The 19,794-nt window shown below is 50.3% G+C and carries 11 protein-coding genes; 6 read left to right on the top strand and 5 right to left on the bottom strand.

Annotation, left to right across the window (positions count from 1 at the left end; genetic code table 11):
* The first annotated feature begins 150 nt into the window (after positions 1 to 150).
* The 4 genes from GX659_05335 (at position 151) to GX659_05320 (ending at position 5,646) form a co-directional block, all read left to right on the top strand.
* Positions 151 to 1,239 carry an efflux RND transporter periplasmic adaptor subunit gene (locus GX659_05335; protein NLD28211.1) on the top strand — a complete coding sequence of 363 codons (1,089 nt, stop codon included), beginning with the start codon at positions 151 to 153 and terminating at the stop codon, positions 1,237 to 1,239.
* Positions 1,227 to 2,021: a phosphodiester glycosidase family protein gene (locus GX659_05330; protein NLD28210.1), complete on the top strand. Its 795-nt coding sequence runs from the start codon at positions 1,227 to 1,229 to the stop codon at positions 2,019 to 2,021. Before GX659_05335 ends, GX659_05330 begins: the two co-directional genes overlap by 13 nt.
* A gap of 138 nt (positions 2,022 to 2,159) precedes the next feature.
* Entirely contained in the window at positions 2,160 to 3,815 is a 1,656-nt protein-coding gene (locus tag GX659_05325) for a Na/Pi cotransporter family protein (protein NLD28209.1), read from the top strand.
* A 28-nt stretch (positions 3,816 to 3,843) separates the two neighbouring features.
* The gene (locus tag GX659_05320) at positions 3,844 to 5,646 is read left to right on the top strand and encodes a Na+:solute symporter (protein NLD28208.1); all 1,803 of its coding nucleotides are present in this window, start codon (positions 3,844 to 3,846) and stop codon (positions 5,644 to 5,646) included.
* On the opposite strand, the gene GX659_05315 is transcribed toward GX659_05320, so the two are convergent.
* The gene (locus tag GX659_05315; GenBank protein ID NLD28207.1) at positions 5,636 to 8,542 is read right to left on the bottom strand and encodes a hypothetical protein; all 2,907 of its coding nucleotides are present in this window, start codon (positions 8,540 to 8,542) and stop codon (positions 5,636 to 5,638) included. The genes GX659_05320 and GX659_05315 overlap by 11 nt on opposite strands.
* Here GX659_05315 and GX659_05310 point away from each other — a divergent pair.
* Entirely contained in the window at positions 8,520 to 8,852 is a 333-nt protein-coding gene (locus GX659_05310) for a hypothetical protein (GenBank protein NLD28206.1), read from the top strand. The two genes, GX659_05315 and GX659_05310, sit on opposite strands and share 23 nt — an antisense overlap.
* A gap of 61 nt (positions 8,853 to 8,913) precedes the next feature.
* Positions 8,914 to 10,248 carry an MFS transporter gene (locus tag GX659_05305; GenBank protein ID NLD28205.1) on the top strand — a complete coding sequence of 445 codons (1,335 nt, stop codon included), beginning with the start codon at positions 8,914 to 8,916 and terminating at the stop codon, positions 10,246 to 10,248.
* A gap of 58 nt (positions 10,249 to 10,306) precedes the next feature.
* On the opposite strand, the gene gtfA is transcribed toward GX659_05305, so the two are convergent.
* The 4 genes from gtfA to GX659_05285 all read right to left on the bottom strand — a co-directional run bounded on the left by gtfA (position 10,307) and on the right by GX659_05285 (position 19,391).
* Positions 10,307 to 11,776, bottom strand: a complete 1,470-nt coding sequence (gene gtfA / locus GX659_05300) for a sucrose phosphorylase (GenBank protein NLD28204.1) — start codon at positions 11,774 to 11,776, stop codon at positions 10,307 to 10,309.
* Between the two features lie 98 nt (positions 11,777 to 11,874).
* On the bottom strand, positions 11,875 to 14,043 hold the full coding sequence (locus GX659_05295) for a glycosyltransferase family 1 protein (GenBank protein NLD28203.1): 2,169 nt from the start codon (positions 14,041 to 14,043) through the stop codon (positions 11,875 to 11,877).
* A 94-nt stretch (positions 14,044 to 14,137) separates the two neighbouring features.
* On the bottom strand, positions 14,138 to 15,424 hold the full coding sequence (locus tag GX659_05290) for an MFS transporter (GenBank protein ID NLD28202.1): 1,287 nt from the start codon (positions 15,422 to 15,424) through the stop codon (positions 14,138 to 14,140).
* A gap of 193 nt (positions 15,425 to 15,617) precedes the next feature.
* The gene (locus GX659_05285) at positions 15,618 to 19,391 is read right to left on the bottom strand and encodes a hypothetical protein (GenBank protein NLD28201.1); all 3,774 of its coding nucleotides are present in this window, start codon (positions 19,389 to 19,391) and stop codon (positions 15,618 to 15,620) included.
* Positions 19,392 to 19,794: the final 403 nt, after the last annotated feature.

Raw genomic sequence — 19,794 nt, 5'->3', positions numbered from 1 at the left:
TCCATACGCAAAACCCCTTGAATTATGAAGTAAAAGAGCGCCCTTGCTAACATGCAGCCCGGTAGGCGTCAAGAGGTGTTAGACAGCCCTTTTTAGGGTTGCCCTCCCCGGATTCATCGCTATAATTCTTCGAAAACACGGAGGTTTTGAGTGAAAAGAGTCATTCTCATCGCGCTAGTTGCCGTGCTCCCGCAGATTCAGGGCTGCGATTTCGACAGCGACGGCTTCCTTGGGAAACTCTTCAAGGGCGGCGGAAGCGCAGTCCCCGTCACAGTAGAGGGGGTGACGATAAGGGACAAGGATTACAGGATAAAGGTTCCGGCGACCATCGAACCTTCGAAGGTTGAGGAAATCACCTTCCCGAAAGAGATCACCGTTGAGAAGGTGCTCGTGTCAGTCGGTGACAAGGTCTCGGTTGGAGATCCTCTTTTTCAGATATCCGAAATGGAGATCAAGAACAGGATCGCGAAACTTCAGGAGGATCTCAGGGATGCCAAGGCCGACATCGACAAGAACATGTATCTCTTCAATAACCGCGACCGCCTCATCGAGGAGGGACGCATTGAACAGTCGCAGTACGACGATATAGAACCCGACCTCGATGCCGCCGAGCAGAGGGCCGAAAAAGTTCAGGCGGAACTGACGAGGCTTACGGAGAGCCCCTCCAGCAACAGCATAACGAGTTCCGCACGCGGAGTAGTGTCGGAGATAAATGCAGCAGTCGGAACCGCCACGCCTGCAGGAAAAGCGTTGATAAAGATAACCAAGGTAGATCCGCTCACCGCTCGTTTCGAACTCGCCTCCTATGAATCTTCAGCCATATCGAACGGCATGGGCGTGACAGTGAGGCTTCCCGACTTAAGCGCCGAAAGTATTCATGCGAAGATAACGAAGATCGACCCAACCATAGACCCTGAGCTGCAGACCTTCAAAGTCTGGGCAGAGGTTCCAAACGCCAATGGTCATCTGAAAGTAGGCATGTCCGCCGAGGTGGAGTTTGTAACTCCCAAAAAACAGCGTTTCTACCTGATACCGGCGGAGGCTCTCATTCGGGAACGCAGAAGGCATTACGTCTTTACCGTCATCAACGGGATAGCGCACAAGGTGGAGGTAGTCCCGAAGGAAAAGGTAGGCAGCAAGATCGAAATCGCAAAGGGATTGCGCGAAGATGACTTGGTCGTAGTGAAAGGAAATGAAAAACTCACCGAAGGAACGGTGCTCGACATATGGGGAAGATAAAAAACTTCATAAAAAAAATGGCTTGGGCCATCCCCTTTGTAATTTTAGCTATGTCGGCCGACTCTCCCTTCGCTTTGGCGACGCCGAAGGCGGCATACATCTGGAACAAGCTCGCTGAAGGGATCCAGCACGCTTCTTATTCGTTCGTGATCGGCGAGAAAGAGCGCGTCGTTTTCAACGCCTTCAAAATCGACCCGAAGCTCTATCGATTCGACATCCTCATGACTGATGACGAAGTCGAAGGGGCCACGGTGTTCGATCTGGCGAGAAAAACAAAACCGCTTATCGCTATAAACGGAGGATTTTTCACCCCTGAGCATAGATCGATCGGCTTGATAGTGCGAAACGGAAAAATTCTTAACGGGCTCCACAAAACGAGCTGGTGGAGCATATTTTCCATCTCAGATGGAGTCCCGTCAATTTCCAAGCCGTCCGATTTCGTCATCTCTGAAAATATATCCATCGCGCTGCAGGTGGGCCCGAGGCTTGCGATCAACGGAGTCATACCGAAACTCAAGGAAAACCTTGCTACCAGATCCGCGCTGGGAATATCCGAGGACGGCATGGTTGTAATCGCAATCACTTCCGGATATGGAATATCGATGACCGAGCTCGCCAGAAGGATGACGCTCTCTCCATTTCAGGGTGGCCTCGACTGCAAAAACGCCATGGCGCTAGACGGTGGCAGCTCCTCGCAGATTTTTGCTAAAATCGGAAATTTCGAATATTCGCAGTCCGGACTCGCACGCATAACCAACGCTCTGGCAGTCTTCAAGAAGTAACCAAGGCGAAACTTCGGCAACAATCTAACAAGTTGTTATCGTTGAAATATCCTCTTCGAACCTGAGACCTTTTTCCTTGCACCACCATTTCTTTTCGTATAGACGGGCCGGGACACCATTTCAGCAGAGGAGATCCGCGTGGGGGCTTTCGACTGGATTTCGATGCTTGGCGGCCTCGCCTTCTTCTTCTTCGGACTCGATTCCGCAAGGCAGGGCCTGCAGCTCGCGGCAGGCGAACGCCTGAGAATGCTGCTCGGCAAGATGACCAAGAATCGTTTTTTCGCTCTGATTTTCGGAGCGCTGATCACGATAGTCCTGCAGAGCTCCACCGCCACCACGGTAATACTCGTAAGCTTCGCAGAAGCACAGCTAATAACCCTGACGCAGGCATTCGGCGTGATACTCGGCGCGGATATCGGAACGACCTTCGTGGTCATCCTCCTGACCTTTAAGAAAATAACCCACTACGCGCTTCTGGTAATAGCGCTCGGCATCGCACTCGAAAAACTTTCCAAGGTTCCGATGGTGAAATACGTCGGCGCGATAATCCTCGGCTTCGGAATGATCTTCTTTGGAATGGGCCTGATGACATCAGCTGCCACCCCTCTCAGGGAAAGCGAAGCGGCAATCACGATATTCCAGTTTCTGGCGAAAAACCCGTTCTGGAACATAATATTCGCAACGATATTCAGCGGGTTGATACATTCTTCGGCTGCGACGATAGGGCTTGCGATAGCGCTCTCGTATTCAGGAGTCCTGACATTCGAAACATCCATCCCGATCGTGCTGGGCGCGAACATCGGAACGTGCGTGACTGCGGGACTCTCGTGCTTTGGAATGGGAATACGCGGCAGGCAGGTGGCCCTTGCGCACGTGATGGTAAAACTCATGGGCGTAGCGATAGTATTCCCGTTTCTGGACCAGTTCGCCGCTCTCATAGATAGGATCGATCATGTAATAACCAATCAGAGCATCCTGCCTGCGCTCGCAGCGTCCGGCAAAATCGCCCTCACCCACATAACGTTCAACGCTTTTCTCGCAATACTATTCATGCCACTCGCAGGGCCATTCGTCTGGATGATCCAAAAGCTCATCCCCTACCGCGATATAGGAGAAAAGAGATTCAAACCTAAGTACATCGATGAAGCGGCGCTGGAGACCCCTGCATTGGCCTTCGCGCAGGCAAAGAGCGAAACGATGCGCATCGCGCAGATCGCAAGGATGATGTTCAAACTCTCGCTAAAAATATTTCATACGAACGTCGATCACCAGGGAATCGTCGAGAGCATTGAAAATGACGACGACAGGATTGATGTTCTCGAAAAGGCCATAAGATTTTACATAGCCAAAATATCACAGAAAAGCCTGACAGAAAATCAGTCGCAGACGCAGATGTCGCTTCTGAGCATCGGGGACGAAATAGAGGCGATAGGCGACATTGTTTCAAAGGACATAGTCGCGCTGTCGTTCAAAAAGCGAAAAAAGATGGTTCGTTTTTCAGAAGAAGGATGGGCAGAACTCGAAAAGCTGTTTTCTCTGATAAGTGAAAATTTCGATCTGACGATGGCAATGATGGTTCACCCCGACGAGGATATCTTCAGGAAGATACAGCGCCACGAACGTTACATGGACGACATAGAACGCGATCTCAGACATTCACATCTGATGAGGTTGAACGAGATGCGCGCTGAAAGCCATGAGACGAGCACGATACATCTCGAACTGATAAGCCAGCTACGCCTAGTAAATGCGAGGCTCGCAAAGATAGCCAGGGCAGCTGCGGCGCTGAAATAAATCTATTGAATAAATCCACGGAGGCAAAATGAGAGTTCTAGCAGCAATCGACTACTGGATTATGGCGATTTACACCGTCGTATGTATAGTGCTCGGGTTTTACTATACAAAGCGCGCATCGAAGGATGTGGATCAATTCTTCCTCACCGGTAGAAGCATGCCGTGGTGGCTTATCGGCGCATCGATGGCTGCAACAAATTTTTCAATAGATACCCCTCTCGCTATCACAAAATACGTATTCACAGAAGGCGTCGGAGGAGTATGGTTTTTCTGGTCATCGGCGATATCCGGAATGGTTGCCACATTTTTCTTCGCCAAGATGTGGAGGAAGGCACAGGTGATGACCGACGCGGAGATCGTGGAAAGAAGATATAGCGGAAAACCGGCAGCAGCGCTGCGGGTATTCAAGGGATGCTATTTCGGGATTCTCGTCAACTGCTTCGTGATGGGATGGGTATTCTTGGCGGTATTCAAGGTCCTCAGAGGTTTCACCAATATAGATCCGTTCTGGATAGTCGTAGGGTCTGCGGTAGCTGTGACTGTATATTCCCTAGCCTCGGGACTATACGGAGTGATCCTCACCGATTTCATCCAGTACGGTTTTTGTCTCTTAGGATCATTCGCCCTTATGTACTATTCGCTCAAGGGGGCCGGCGGAACCGAACAGCTCGTTGCCACGATCAACAGCATGTTCGGCGAAAACAGCGGAGCACTCTCCTTCGTGCCGAGCTGGGATTCGACCTCCCAGATATTCAAGGGCGTTCCGATGAGCGCCTTTCTCGTCTATATCCTCGTACAGTGGTGGTCGCAGAAATATTCCGACGGCGGAGGAAAACATATCCAGCGCATGTCCGCTGCAAAAAATGAAAAGCACGCTACGCTCGCCACGTTCTTTTTCACGGTGATGAATTATGCGATTCAAACCTGGCCATGGATCATAGTAGCGCTCTGCGCCCTGACAATTTACGGCCGTGACATAGCCGACCCGGAAATGACCTACGTCTGGATGATGGCGAAATGGCTGCCGCACGGCATCCTGGGGATCATGCTTGTCTCCCTGATCGCGGCATTCATGTCAACGATATCCACCCACATCAACCTCGGCGGATCGTATATGATCAACGACATCTACCGCCGCTTTCTCGTGAAAAACGCCTCGGAAAAACATTACGTCGGAATGTCTAGAGTCGCTACTGTACTCAGCCTCGGCATAGCTATTCTGATTTCGCTCAACATGAAATCGGTCGGCGATTCATGGAAGTTCATAATATCCTTTGCCAGCGGCGCAGGAGTCACCTGGGTGCTACGCTGGTTCTGGTGGCGCATCAACGCCTGGTCTGAATTTTCAGGCATGATCTCATCCGGAATAATCGCTATATACATTTCGATCTTCCACCCAGATATGGGATTCGGCTACAAGATAATAATAAACGTCGTTCTTTCGGCAGTAGTATGGCTGACTGTTACCTTCTTGACCAAACCCGTGGATGAGAAAGTTCTCGTGGCATTCGTTGAAAAGATTCAGCCCGGATCGCCGGGATGGAATTATATTTACAAAAAGTACGGCATAAAATCCGGCGGGTTTGCAGCAAGAGCGATAGTCAATACTCTCGTTGGCATCTTGTTCTTCGCCACTTTCAATTTCGCCATAGGCGGCTTTCTTCTGGCGAAGTATGAACTCGCAACGGCGCTTGGCGTCATAGCCGTAATTTCAGGAGGCTTTCTGCTCCACAGGATAAGCTCGGAGTCAAAGACAAAACCCGCAGAGAGTCGTGCAGCTATTGAGCATGAAGGAGTAAACTACATAGTCGAACCTTATTCTAGAGGCTGAAAGCGTCGGGGCCAAGGAGGGGAGCCCTCTTTCTGGCAGAGTGCTCCCTGACATGCTCATCGTATCGCGCACCGTTCATCTTCACTACTTTTCTTACAAAAGACCTGCGCTGCCTTCTATACCTTCCTCCAGGAGCAGGAGTGGAGTTGCCATCTATCGCAAGCATGTCCATGAGCCATGAATTCTCGGCAAAGAATTCCGAAATAGCTTCGCCATTTGCCTCGTTCTGCCTCGCCATGTACAGGGTCTGGATAAGCGGCCTCAAAACATCCTGGTGCATCGCTTTTTTCGCTTCTTCGTCGATATCGGACGCCGGTGCAAAAGCTGCGTCGGCGAACTGCAATATCGCTTCAAACATCGTCTTCATTTCTGACTTTCCAAGCGAGTTGAGATAACCGCCCTCCAGCAGCTGCTCAAGCGCCCCAAAATAATGGGCCTGCGGCATCAACGGAAAAATCGGAGGTCTCACTATTCTTCTTACGGCCGTCAGCGGGAAAAATTTATCTGAAAGATTATGCGGCCTGAAAAAATGGCTGAGCGGCATTCGCTGTGAGGCCTTTATCCAATGGTCTATCACTTCGTCATGACGTCCATGCTCCAACATCTCTACGAATGCCGCCCTCTCCCATTCGACACCGCCGGTCTCGGGAAAAACCATCGTTGCGGCCGGATTCGTAAAGACAAAATTTACCCCAACAAATGAAGAGTATCCTACATTTGTATCCCAACCTATATAGGTCCTGAGAGCGGCGCTCGGAACGTCCAGAGTCGGGGATCTCCCGACCCGATTGAATACATACGGAGTCCAGAATGAATTCACTCCGCCGATCGCCGACTGGACAAGGCGATTGAAAAATCCGGTCCCCTTCGAATCATCCCATCCCTCTTTTATGTTGTCGAAAAGCTCCACATTCCTTTTCATTACTCCGCTGATAAGTATCGTGATCGGCAAGAGTCCCAGCGTGACGGCAGCTCCCTTGATGGCGATGAGGGCCATATTGTCGGGTTTGGGCAACCCCTTTGTCATAACACCGCCCATCGCGGATGAAACCCCGACGGTGAGAGCTATTGCAACCAGCGCATTGTGATCCGCCCTTTTTAGCCCGCTGACCATGGACGAAATGGAATCTTTAAAGGATTTAGTCCTCGCGAGGGCTATGACGCCAGCGGCCATAAGCATCGATGTCCCTTCAGCAATGGATATCGAACCCCTTATGAACCTGTCCCAGAAATCGTCATTGCCTGATATCGCCATACCGAGATCAGCTCCCAAGATAACAGCCCCTGGGATGAAAAATTTTGCCGTCTTGGCCAAAAAGCGCCTTCGTTTGGGAAATAAAAGATATCCGAGGTACTGGGTGGCAGCCCCCGCTTCATAAGCCTTCAGTAGGAAAGAGACGGCATCTCCGATTGAAAGGGATGAATCAAAACTGCCCGCGATGTTCGAATATGTCGCAGGATCATATAGCGCCATGGCTCCCCTTGCAGCGCCGGAAAAGAAACTGCCGTACATCTGAAATGCCCTGCCCAGTATAGTCGTGGTGAGCAATGAGGCCTCGGGCAAAATTTGAGCGAGGGAGGTCGGGGCAAGCCACGCGCCTATTTCGAGGCCGCCTTTCAAGGCAAGACCGGCGACATCGCTGATGGACTCTTTCATGCTTCTCTCATAAAGCCCTATCGAAGCGGCGGAGAGCGCCTCATCGGTGTTCCACCCATTTCTCAACTTATTGAAAAGGGAGGCTCCCCCGGCAATCATTGCGGGGACGACAGCCGACTCTATCCTTCCATCAAACATAAAATCCGCCGCCATCGTAGCGGCAGCCGCAACTCCTCCAATCATTACACTCTGTGAAAGGCTCTCGGAATGCGCATTGGCAAGAGCCGCTTTTATCCTGGCGATGAGCCCCTTGAGAAAAGGGGACCTGGCTTTCAACTCCTCCCTGCTGAGAATTCTTCCGTCCTCAATATATGGCGAAAGCTCCGGCATGGAGAGCACGGAACGCGAGGAATCCGTTGTGGCGTAGATTCCATTTTCGGTAAAACGCCTAGCTCTGTCCAACCCCAGCGCCCAAGTCTTCATACCGATGAGCAGAGAGATGATGCGCTCCTCGTACCTAGCGGCTATATCGACATGGCCGGAAGAGAGCTCGACCCCCATCTTCGCAAGATCGTCGGCCGCGGCCATCATTTTCCCGAGCAGAACTTTTCTCGCCTTGAAATCTCTCCTGTGATGAGCTCTCTCAGTCTGCCTTGCCAAGGACTCCAATAAAAGGGCTCTGGCTGAAAAAACGATATTGTCATCTTCTTGAGAAGCGGGATTTTCTAGAACCTCGCCGATCAATCTCTCCACCGATTCGTAGCGTTCGGACCTTTGGATAGTGAAGGCAGATGTGTGTTTCATCAAAGCAAAAGCCTTGAGCAAATTAGCCCTGACCAGGTCAACGCCAGAGGCATCCGAAGATTCCTTGCTTAAATCAGCTATGATGCCATTTAACGACTTGAGGGTTTCCACGGCATCATTGGGAGTAACATAGGCCGCCGCTCCGAAGACGGCCTCACGATGAAGTCTCCTGCCGTCATCTATTACATCCAGTATGCGAACCTCATAACCTGCGGAGGGCTCAAATCGGGATTCCAAAATAGCACTGGCCTTTTTGAAACAGCTTCGCGCCGCCTCCGGATCAAGAGAGGAATGAGCCTTGTAGGCTTCCGACAGATAAAGATTCAGAGTATCTATTTCACCATGTATAGATGAAACGACATTCGCCCTTGCTATCGGAGAGGTCAAAAAGGAGGGGCGCGCAGCATTGATCGCCGGATCATTCAAAAGATCATAAGCAAGAAATGGTGAAGATACGGGGGAGGCATAGGTATTGGCAGAAAAACTGCTTGCCATCGGAAAGATCGACGAAAAAAACGGTGCAGAAGCGCGCATCAAATCCTCGGCGTTAGTTAAATATTGGCCTAAAACCTATTTCCGCCAGCTTTTTCGACCATGGCAGGGAAAAGTTGCTACCTTTTTCCTTTTCGTCCTCTTAGGCAACAGTAAAGGCCGCAAAATCGGCGTTTTACACCCATATACCGCTGCAACCGCACCAAGAGTGCAGTGGCCGAGCAAATGGAGGAGACTACAAGGTCGGAAATTAGAGCCTGCAACTAAGCAGATGCGGAAAATAATTGCTTGCTTTCCGAAGTTCGAAGGATAGTATTCCGAATCTTTATTTTTGGATAAAAAACGCGCGCTTACATTCCAAACGGAGGCCCTAGATGGCAAGCTTAATCTCCCTCATAAAGCCAGCCCCCTATATCCCTCAAATAGAGGATCCGGAGGAAAGAAAGAGGCTCTACAAGCATTTTAGAACTCGCAACCTATACGGTATGGTCGTCGGTTACGCCATCTACTATTTTGTGAGAAAAAATTTCTCGATGGCCATGCCTGTCATGCTTCAGGAACTCGGTTACACAAAGACCGATTTTGGAGCTATACTGACTCTCTTTGCGATACTTTACGGAATCGGTAAATTCGTAAACGGCGTCCTTGGCGACTACACCAACGCCAGATATCTGATGGCATTCGGACTTCTGCTTTCCGGCGTAATCAATTTCTTTTTTGGAATGAGCAGCGGAATAATGGCCTTTGGATTTTTCTGGCTGTTAAACGCTTGGGTGCAGTCTCTCGGCATGCCCGCCAGCGTAAGACTTCTCACAAGATGGTTCAGCCCTACTGAACTCGGAACCATATGGGGGATACAGAGCACGGCGCATCAGATAGGCGGAGCCGGAATAATGGTCTTCGCCGGATGGCTCATACCCCGTTATGGATGGAGATTCTCCTTCTACATTCCGGCAGCGATAGCGATTTTAACATCTTTCTGGCTGATCAACCGGCTTCGTGACACCCCGCAATCCGTCGGCCTTCCTCCGATAGAAAAACACCGCGGGGAAACCACCGAAGCGGACCCAGATGCCGGAGACACAAAACCCTTCATGGTGATAATGAAGGACCACATATTCCGAAACAGACTTCTATGGATCGTCGCCACCGCCAACATATTCGTCTACGTGGTCCGGGTTGGCATAATGGACTGGGCTCCCACATTCCTCACCGAAGCGAGAGGGTCGGGCCTAGTTGGCGCCGGATTCAAAACAGCGGCATTCGAGCTGGCAGGGATGCTCGGCGCAATCGGGGCTGGATGGGTCTCTGACAAAATTTTCAGAGGAAGGCGAGGGCCCCTCGCAACGATCTCGATGATTCTCCTCGGAGTCGTCGTATCGTTGCTCTGGATACTCCCTCCGGGCAGACCGATGATCGATACAGCTCTTCTGATAGCAGCCGGCATTCTCGTCTATGGTCCACAGCTTCTCGTCCCGGTTGCAGCTACGGACTTCGCTTGTAAACAAGCCGCCTCTACGGCGGCCGGAGTTACCGGCGCTTTCGGATATATCGGAGCCGCTATTTCAGGACTTGGAACCGGGCTTCTCGTTGACAAGTACGGATGGGCCGGAGGCATATATTTCTTTGCCGGGGCGGCATTTCTTGGCTCCATACTATTCGCGATGACTTGGAATAAGCGATCGCCTCACATCAAGAAGATAAAATAACGGTGGGCAACAGACCTAGATAGATTCGGGGATATATCCAACACATATCCCCGATTTTTTATGCCTTGAAACTTTTCTTGATCGAACCCACTGATGAACACTCCACCTGCGAACTATAGTCGGACATATTGACAAGCACCGAGCAAAAATCGCCCCCATTATTCCATGAAAGTTTTATTTCCTTTTCCGAAGGAGAGAAGACGGAAAATTTACCTTCAAAGGCTGGATGTTCATTTCTGAACCTGATCAGTTTGATCAGTCTCTGAACGACGGGTTTGCCCATGCACTGCGATATCTCATCGATAGTAAAGTTGTGCCTGTTGATTTCCCTTCCTTCCTTTGAAGCCTCGACCCCCTCGTAGTCATTCTCTCCCGCCAGAAGACCAACGTAGTAGATCTGGGGAATCCCGGGTGTAAAAAGCTGAATGGCCCTTGCCGCTATGTATGCATCATCGTCGCAGCCAAGCGCCGAGTAATAGGTGCATCTTATTTGATGGACATCAAATCCGTCGGGGTCCTTGTGCTTATCTGAAAATATAAGGCTGAGATTGGCCCCCATCTTCATGCAATGTTCTACCAGCTTTCTGGCATCGTCGGTTTTAACAAGACCGTCCATGTCGGGTTTGACCGGTATGCCATCATGACAGTCAAGCATCGTAAACTGCCTCTTAGGTCGGCTCCCAAGATATTCGGCGAGCTTACGCGAATATCTGTTCACCATGGCATCCAACACCAAATAGGGGAGTATAAAATCGTATATCCAGCATCCATGATTGGAGAGTTTAAATTGAATCGAGTGGTGGGCGTGCACCTCAGGGAGGAGTTCCAGACCTAAAGAAGATGCAACCCCGTTTATCCAGTCGATGAAACTGTAAATTTCAGGTTCGACGAAAAAGCAACTCGTGCCCATCTTCTTTATGATATAACCTATGGCATCCAGCCTCACTATCCTCACTCCGTTCTTGCTGAACTTTTCAAGGACATCGACAAAAAGTTTTTTTACAGTATCAGAACTCAAATCCACATCTATCTGCTCGGAGGGATTCTGTTTCCCAAAGGTAGTCCAAACCGTCTCCGTTTTGCCCGTATCAGAAATAACAAATTCTGAATAAGGGACTTTCCTTCTCAAAAATATCTTGGCTATGTCTTCCTCTTTTGGGACGGAATCCTCCCATATCTTGTCGATAGTGAGAAACATGTCTGCATATTGCGAAGACCTTCCGTGCTTCAAAAAATCCTGAAAGTATGGAGACTCTTTCGATACATGGTTGACCATTAGATCGAGAAGAACGTCCGCATGAGACGAAATCGCGCGTATCTCATCCCATGATCCAAATTTTGGATCGATTTCAAAATAGCTCAGCGGAGCGAAACCCCTGTCCCCTGAGGATGGAAAAGGGGGAAGTATGTGCACGCCGCCCTGGAAAAGATCTGGAAAAAAATCCAACATAACTCTGTTGAGGGTCCTCAGATCCCCGCCGAGCGAATCCGGATACGTTATGAGCTGAACCTTATTTTTGACCGTCATGAAAGATCTCCATTCAACGGAATACAACTACATTCTGTGGAGTATATTGACGCACCGCTTTTAGGCAAGACGAAACGTGTATGGAATAGCCATTCACATCAGTGAAGCACTGGCATTCTGGAAGCAAGTGCCATAAAGCAAGGCATAGCTGTATTCATATACCATGTCTGTCCGCTTACGACTATGTTGGCTGTCGCAGCGTTCAGCGCGTTTGCCCCAAGGGCGATGTGAAGATCCCCGACTAAGTTAGGACGGTTGGTAACGAACACCCTAGCGTTTTCTTCGAGGAAGACTTTGCCTCCTCCATAAACCGCAAAATCGCTGTCATGGAATCTGGAAGAGTGCATTGTTCTCCTGATAAGTTCTTGCGGGACATTCCCCAACACCTCACTTGCAACTCTTTGAACACGGGAGGTCGGCGAATCTATTGAAGCAGCCAGCAAATCGGCAAAAATCTCGGAGTTCTCTCCATCAACTGTAATCAGCTTCCTCGAAGCTGAGGGGTTTTTGATTAGCCAGCCTGCAACCTGACCACCTATATCTTTGACAACTTCGCTCATCCACGCAAGAGACTGGTCGGAAGTCGATGGCATGCGCGGGAAGTTCCCTGTGGCGACATCCACTATGGTATGTGGGCTCCTGTACCATGCAGGCATAGCCAGATAAAGGCTCGGCCTGAAAGCCTTCTCCTTCGCGCTATCTTGGAGTACGCCTAGCTTCGTCCTAGCCAACCTCTCCCATCTAAGATTCTCATCGGCGAATTTGGCGCCCCTTTCGATTCGTTTTTTCAGATCGGGGTGCTTCCTAAACAAATGGATCTTCTCCGCAGCTATTTTGTAAGCCTCGATATCGAATTGCTGCGAGGCGCTTTTAGTTCCGAGATCGATTATAGAAACCGAATCACCTAAGCCGTTTGCTCTAATCCACTTGGCAAACCCAGATACCTCAGGCACAACGACGAATCCTTTTCCTCCGACAGCAAGCATCTCGGCGGGGGCCATTCCAAACGGCTCATGAAATTGCGTTCCGAGATAGGCGATGGCATCCTTAGCTAGAAGCGCTATGACGCTGGAATCGAGATTTCCTATTCTGACGATATCGCCTTTCGCGCTGACTTCAAGCCCGTACTCACCCGCCACATCGCACACCTTCTGAATCTCGGCCCTTTCCTCTTCAGTTGGATTCTCAGGATTCCCACCTATCATTAGGAGCTTCACATCTTTATATTCTTCTGGATACATTCCCTTGAGTTCGCCGAGTATTCGAACTTGGCCTGCGAGATTTTTATCGTGGGCAATCCTTCCCCAGCTCATGAAATATCTGTCTCTTTTGAGATCGTGCGCAGAGACCTTCTGCGCCGCGGCCGTGCGATAGCACTCGTGCTCATCACACTCGTCTATGAAAAATGCTCGATTCACGCCCGGAGGAAGCATCCGCGAATTCGGCACATCTATTCCGTACAGCTCGGCGTAAGCACGGTTTTCATCTGGAGTGTTGGCAACCACGAAATCGGCGCCTAAAAACGAAGCCCTTTCCGCGTGAAGCCTCGGACCGAACCACAATTTTGATTCGTAGTAAGAATTCGGATCTCTTACATCTCTTCCGGAAAGAGAAAGTTTTCTCAGCCCCATCGAGTGAGCAATGAAAATGGACGGTCTTCCAAGCGCCTGGCCCGCTGCAACCGCTACAACCCCACCGTCGGCATACCCTCCTATGAAACCGTACGCCCCTCTGAGGAGGGCTATTGCTGAAACATCGACAGATGTCCCATACAGATTGGGATACAGATCTTCTTTCCTGACAAATTCATACCGGCTTTTTACAGGCTTTCCGTGATCCCCCGCCTGTATGCCACCGGCCGGCACCCTCACTATCTCCACCTTCCCGCCGCTTTTATGCTGGAACCAATTGAGATACGCAGGACCGTCGTCGAACCTCTGCGCTATGATCACTATACTGTGCCCAAGTTTCGCAAGCGCCATAGCCTCGTCCAGCACATAAAAGGTTTGCCCTCCCGTATCTGTACCTGAGGAAACCCAACCTCGCTCGGCAGGACTTAGCGAGCTGTTCGCGCCCATGTAGTTGACTCTAGGCATATGCCCTTGAGTCTGAATCATAAATATCGGGGGATGATTTGAAAGCTCGTTGGAAAAAGAATCGAAGCTGTATGGATCTATAGTTTGGACACCGTTCCTCTCAAAAATTTCTTTATACGTTCTGTAAGCAAATGAGTCTAAGATACCTTCCTTCGTGATCTGCCTGTTCATGCTAACATCCTTTGTTTAAGATGGACCGACAACACACGAGCAATGCTCAAACTCAATTCCCGCAGATTTATCGCTTTGTAACGCAGGAAGTTGCTTAGTTTTTTCCCCTTGTTTTACAGGCAACTTGATCGCCCTTTACGTTCCATACGAGGCACATGAGGAGTCCTCCCATAACCGCGAAGGCTATGAGGCTCGGACCCCAGCCCTTCCAACCGAAAATATCTATTATCTTTCCCATGACTACGCCGACGAGCGATGCGCCAACGTACTGCATGGCATCGACGAAGCCGTGCGCGGTAGCGGTAGCCTCCCTGCCGCCGAAGTCCATCGCCACGGCGCTGCCTACGATCGAATGCGGCCCACTGAACATGAATGAAAGTATTATGAGAAGGATGCCACACCAAAGCGGATTTATTGCGAAGATGAAAAGCAAAAGTAAAATCGCCTGCGCGAAATACATGATCGCAACTATCGGACCTCTTCTGGCAGCAAAAAGCCTGTCTGAAATCCAGCCGGCCACTATCGCACCAGAGAGTGCGGCTATCGGCATCAGCACCGCCTGCGCGCCAAATTTTACGGAGCCCGGCATGATATTGTGAACTTCCTGCAGGTATTTCGGAAACCACTGCTCGAGCCCATTTCTGACGACCCCCGTCGAAAGATATGCGAAACCCATTATCCACATATATTTATTGGAAAGAACTATCTTGAGAGAAGTGAGAAAGCCTACGTGCGACCCCTCTTCTACCTTGCTCTGAGCAAAATCAATATCGTCGAAGCCGGCCTCTTTAGGCGTCTCCTTCACAAAAAACAAGACGACTAGAGAGACTAGAACTGTTACGAGCGCCGGCGCTATGAAGACCCATTTCCAATGATATTTGGCTATGATGAGGGGCCCGAATATCATGATGGCAAGTCTTCCGCAGTAAACGACAGCGGTAAAAATTCCAGCGAAGAGGCCGCGCTCTTTGGTATCGAACCAGCTTCCGTTGACCTTCAAATTTCCGGGAGAACCGTATGCCTGCATATAACCATTTAACACCCAAACAGCGACGAACAGGTTCAGCACGCCGGTGTACGCGCTTATGCCGAAAAGGATGTTGGCTATTATCGTTCCGGCTGCGCCGAAGAGCATCATCTTCTTGCCGCCGAAGCGATCCACGATCGGGCCATTCACAAACTGTCCTATGGCGTATGCCACGTAGGTCGCCGTGATAATAAGGCCGAACTGGGCGTTGCTAAACCCGTACTCGTCGCAGATCGATTTGTTTGCCAGCGACAGGTTGTACCTCAAGGCGTAAAAGGAACCGTAAAGAAAGGCCAATGAAAGCCAGTTGATTCTTCTCCTGCGTATAAACTCCTTGGAAAGCGCCTTAGACATTTCGTATCTCCCTTTTAAACTCTCGAAAAATTTCGTGGAGGCTAACAGAAGCGGAGATGCTTAGCAACCCATGAAAGGCATAAAAAGGCAGGCCGGCCAATCGACCGCCTGCCTCTTGAAAACCGATTGATTTGTCAAATACGCCGCCCCGAAACGCCTCTCCTATAGAACAACGGCGACATCGCTCCGTAGATTATTTGAGAGACTCGAGGCTGCTCCACCTCATAGGCCCAGCCTTTGGAGGCATATTGTACCGCACCTTGCCGTCCGCTGAATTTGTCGAATTGACGAGGTACTGCTTAAATAGGGCATTGATAAGCCGCCTTTCCTTCAAGCTCCGGCTCCTTGGCAGGGCGACTACCTTGGAGCCTATCTTCGGTTCCCCGTAGATGCCGTGGGCATTGTACAGATGCTTGTGTTCCTCAATCCACTTTTTTAGAAGTTCAGAATGAGGGCCATTCGAAGCCAGCCATATAGTCGTCAACAGATTATGGCGTATGTCAAATCTGGAATCGTTCAGCTTCGAGGCAGAGTTCAATACCCCTGAAAGCAGGGGTAACAGATATTCAACTCTGTACTGTTCCATGCCCATTTCAGCTTTGGCAGGATTCCCCATCAAAATTTTGTACAGCGTGCCTTTGAAAAACGTGGGATCGGCCTTGGTTTCAAATGCGGGATCCCCCTGTATGGCGGAAAGCAAGAAAGCAAAGAGTGGCGACCCGTTTTGAACCACCGAATTGCCAGTGACGACGCCGCTGAACGGGAAACTCCTCCCTGGCACTGTAGCGGCATTATAGAATTTATCTTCCTGAGAAAGCACCGGTTTTCTGAAATGCTTGGCGATAAATCCCCTCGAACTGCCTGGCAATATTCTCAAAGCCTTCCATGCCTCACTGTCATACGTTCCCCGTTTTTCAGCAACCTTCTCGTAGAGAGCAATGAGTCCATAGCTCTGCATGACCAACCAGACATCTTCGCTATCCAAAAAGCCTTTTATCCTGTCGCCATGTGCCGCTCCTGCTACAGCACAAATTGTAGCGACCAAAAGGTTGTGGCGCACATCGGCGAGCGCCGGATCCAAGTCCGTAAGAATGATGCGCAATCTCGAAAGATATTCGTCAACCACTTCGCCAGGAGTCTCGGTGGTAACCAGCGCCCTAAAGACGACATCGTTGTATTCACTGGAGGCAGGACGAGGAGGTATGAAAGGCGACCTATCGGACCTTACATAATAATTTGATGTAAGCTTGATCAGCTTTTCCTGAAATGGAAGCATCGCATAGTTATCCTTTAAGAATCTGGCTCCGTCGCCTGATCTTGCCGCAAGGGTTCCTTGCCTCTCCGTTTCAAGGGCTTCGGCTGCCATCCGTTCATACAGTTTGACGAATGGCGAGGCGAGCCCTTCAGGCACTGCGGCCTCCAAATTTTTACGCTCCAGACCTATCTTCTTCAGGTTGCCCATAACAGCATCCAGCTGAATCGGAGAATTTCCTGCCTCCCTGAAGCTCGCTGTGACGCTCGCCCCGATCCCAAACTCCTTTATCGCCGTTCCTGCGACGTTGCCGGCGAGCGATGTCCATCCCAAGCTCAATTTCAAAACGTTTGCCGGGATCTCGTAGGTATATGCCTTTGCATATTTCGCCAGGAGGGTCTGCCGGATGTTGAGACCAGTAAACGCCGCGTGGAAAACGCCTAGCGCCGCGAGAAACGGGACCATCCCCATATGCGCCTCGACGTTTGCCAAGAGGTAATTCGTTATCTCGGGGAAAGTGGAGGCCATCCAGTCGATCTTGGGGATATTCGGCTTTATCGCATTCCCGGGTCCGATATATAAGAGCTGAATTGCACCTGCCCTCATAAATTTTGAAAGATCCAGGCCCCTAAAAACATCCTTTTTGTATATCCTCCAGTCGCCCCCGCTCTGAACGTGATGGCGGTACTGAACCGCATAACAAAACAGAGTGAAAATGGATGCGGAAAGAGGATTAAAACCCGAGGCGACCATGCCCGCAACGGTCCCAAGATAGGCTCCTAGGAAAAGTTTTCTGTCTATGTTCTTTGGCAGCTTGTCCTTCATGAAGGCGGCAAGGGTAGGATTCATACTGAAAATGGCATATAGGCCAGACGCTCCCACGTAGGAAGCAAGCGCCGCCGACGCCGCCGAGATAGCTGCGCCAGCCAATCCATCAGATGGAAGTGTCTTGTAGAATTCAACGGCCTTGTCCCAGGTCGAGTAACGCTGAAAAAGCATCTCCACTATATCCGTGGATGGTCGAAATGGAAGCGTCAGGCCATTATGCAACGCCTGTGCGAACGGGCTGGTAGCTCTCCATCCATCCCAAAAATTCATGAAGCCGTCGGTAAAGTTGGTATCCGAAATCGAGGTGACAAGCTGATTCATCCTTTCCGTCGCAGAGCTCACAAAATACGACAAGACGCTGCCCGGCCCGTACAGCTGACCCGTAAAATTTCCGCTGGCTGCCAAGGTAAAATCCGGCATAAAATTAAGCAGGGGAAGCGCACCACCAAAAAACGCATAGGTGGCAAGAAGCTTCATCGTTTCAGAAAATGCAACCTGGCCGAGATTGGTGTCGGAGTATCCGGTAATGAAGGCCTGCCTCGTCTCTTCAGAAGTCGCTCCACGCTTTATCTTTGAAGCGGCAACGGAAAGCGTAGCGCCCAGTCCCGCGCCCATGAGGGCGGCGGAAAACGAACCATTTGAAAAGAAACCGTACACAGCGCCAGCTATCGACGCCGGTATGGCACCGCAAAGCGCGGACTTCCAATAAGCCACGTTGTTTTCAAATGAGGAGGTCCTCAAAAATTCTGCTGCGCCCGCAATAATGTGATTGAAGGACTGGTCTGACTCCTCGGGATCTCTAGTCTGGCTTGCAATCAAGTTCTGCAACGGAGTTCTTACCTTCGTGCTCGGGCCATCTCCCGTCACAGGGGAAGGGTTCTCAAAAAGAGCCAGCGTCTTCGGGTGTTCCGGATAATATTCTTTCAGGGTATTGATGATGTTCATCGCGTCCAGCGGCCTGTGCTGTGCGAGAAAGTAATCAGCTATATAAACATAGAGATCCGGAAGCGTGGACTCCATCGTCTCGGCGACGTATGAATCATCTTTTGCCTCCCGTATAGTCTCCGGAATCGTTTCATTCATCAACTCCCCGAGATACTCCAGTGCCTCGTTTCTCTTCGCGCCGGTGTATTTAAAACCTTGGTTGACGAGAACGTTGGCGTACATGACCATACTCGTTATTTGCAGCGGAACGGAACTTTTCATCTCCTCACTATCCACTGCAAACCGCAACGTGTTAAGCGCGGCTTCATCATTGCCGACTTTAGCGCTTGCAACTGAGCGGATCAGAAGCTCTCTGGCGAGGGTAGTTTCGTCTTTTTCTTCATCGGCCGCCAGCCTCACATTTCTTAATGCCGCGAAAGTCCCTTCATCGACTTGTCCCCATATCGCCTCGCCAAAGGAGGCCATCCCATATAAAGCGCCGCCGACTCCTCGGTCATTGGTCTCCATATTGATACGTATCCGCTTGAACTCCTCCCCAGCGGCGTCAGGATCGGATGACACCTTCCCCATGGCATCCGTCACCCACGTGGCGTACGGATCATCATCCGAATGTTTGAGGGATTCTCGCGAAACAGTGCGACCACTATCGGATACATACCTTGCTTCAAGAGGATCGAATAGCACATTCTTCCCAGCATCCGTCACCCGCACGGTGTGCGGATCAAAGTCCGAAGTCGTCCGAATGCCTTGGTCGCTCATAAATGCGGACATGATCGGAGACATGCCTGGCTGAGCGAGAAATGGATCCCTGATCTCGCGAGGGAGGTAAAGCCCCTTGCCCGGATTATACGTATAGGCCTGTAGCGGATTGTGAAAACTGCTCAGAGTTTGAAAATTCATACCTGACATTAAGCGCCATCCGCCAGTAATCGCTCCAACCATCTCTCCAACCTCCCTTTGATGAGATCCCCTCAGGGAACAATTAAAAAATCAAAGCGCATGTCGCATAAGCGAAGCGCGCGCAGGATGCCCACTCAAAAAAATATTACAATGGAATTTTCTTTTAAATTTTTGAAATGATAGTGAAAAAACTGAGGACGACAGAGCGATCTTTTTGAAATGGATGATCATGACCAGCCCCTAGTTAGACTTCTTAATTTCCTGCCCCTTTGTCGGCCTTTATGAATTTAAGTTGCTAACATTTTTCACATTTTTCACCCCGCCCGCGATCTGGGAGCCGACGCCGGAAGGGATGCCGAGGGCAAAGTTGCAGCCCGACCAATTTAACGTTAATTTTCAGTTAGTTAGACTGAAGAGTCACCTGCAACCGCATCCGCAGCCATGC

The sequence above is a fragment of the Myxococcales bacterium genome, assembly GCA_012513515.1.
Taxonomy (GTDB): domain Bacteria; phylum UBA10199; class UBA10199; order 2-02-FULL-44-16; family JAAZCA01; genus JAAZCA01.
Note: the sequence above shows the minus strand (reverse complement) of the source record. Positions and strands in the feature narration are given on the sequence as shown.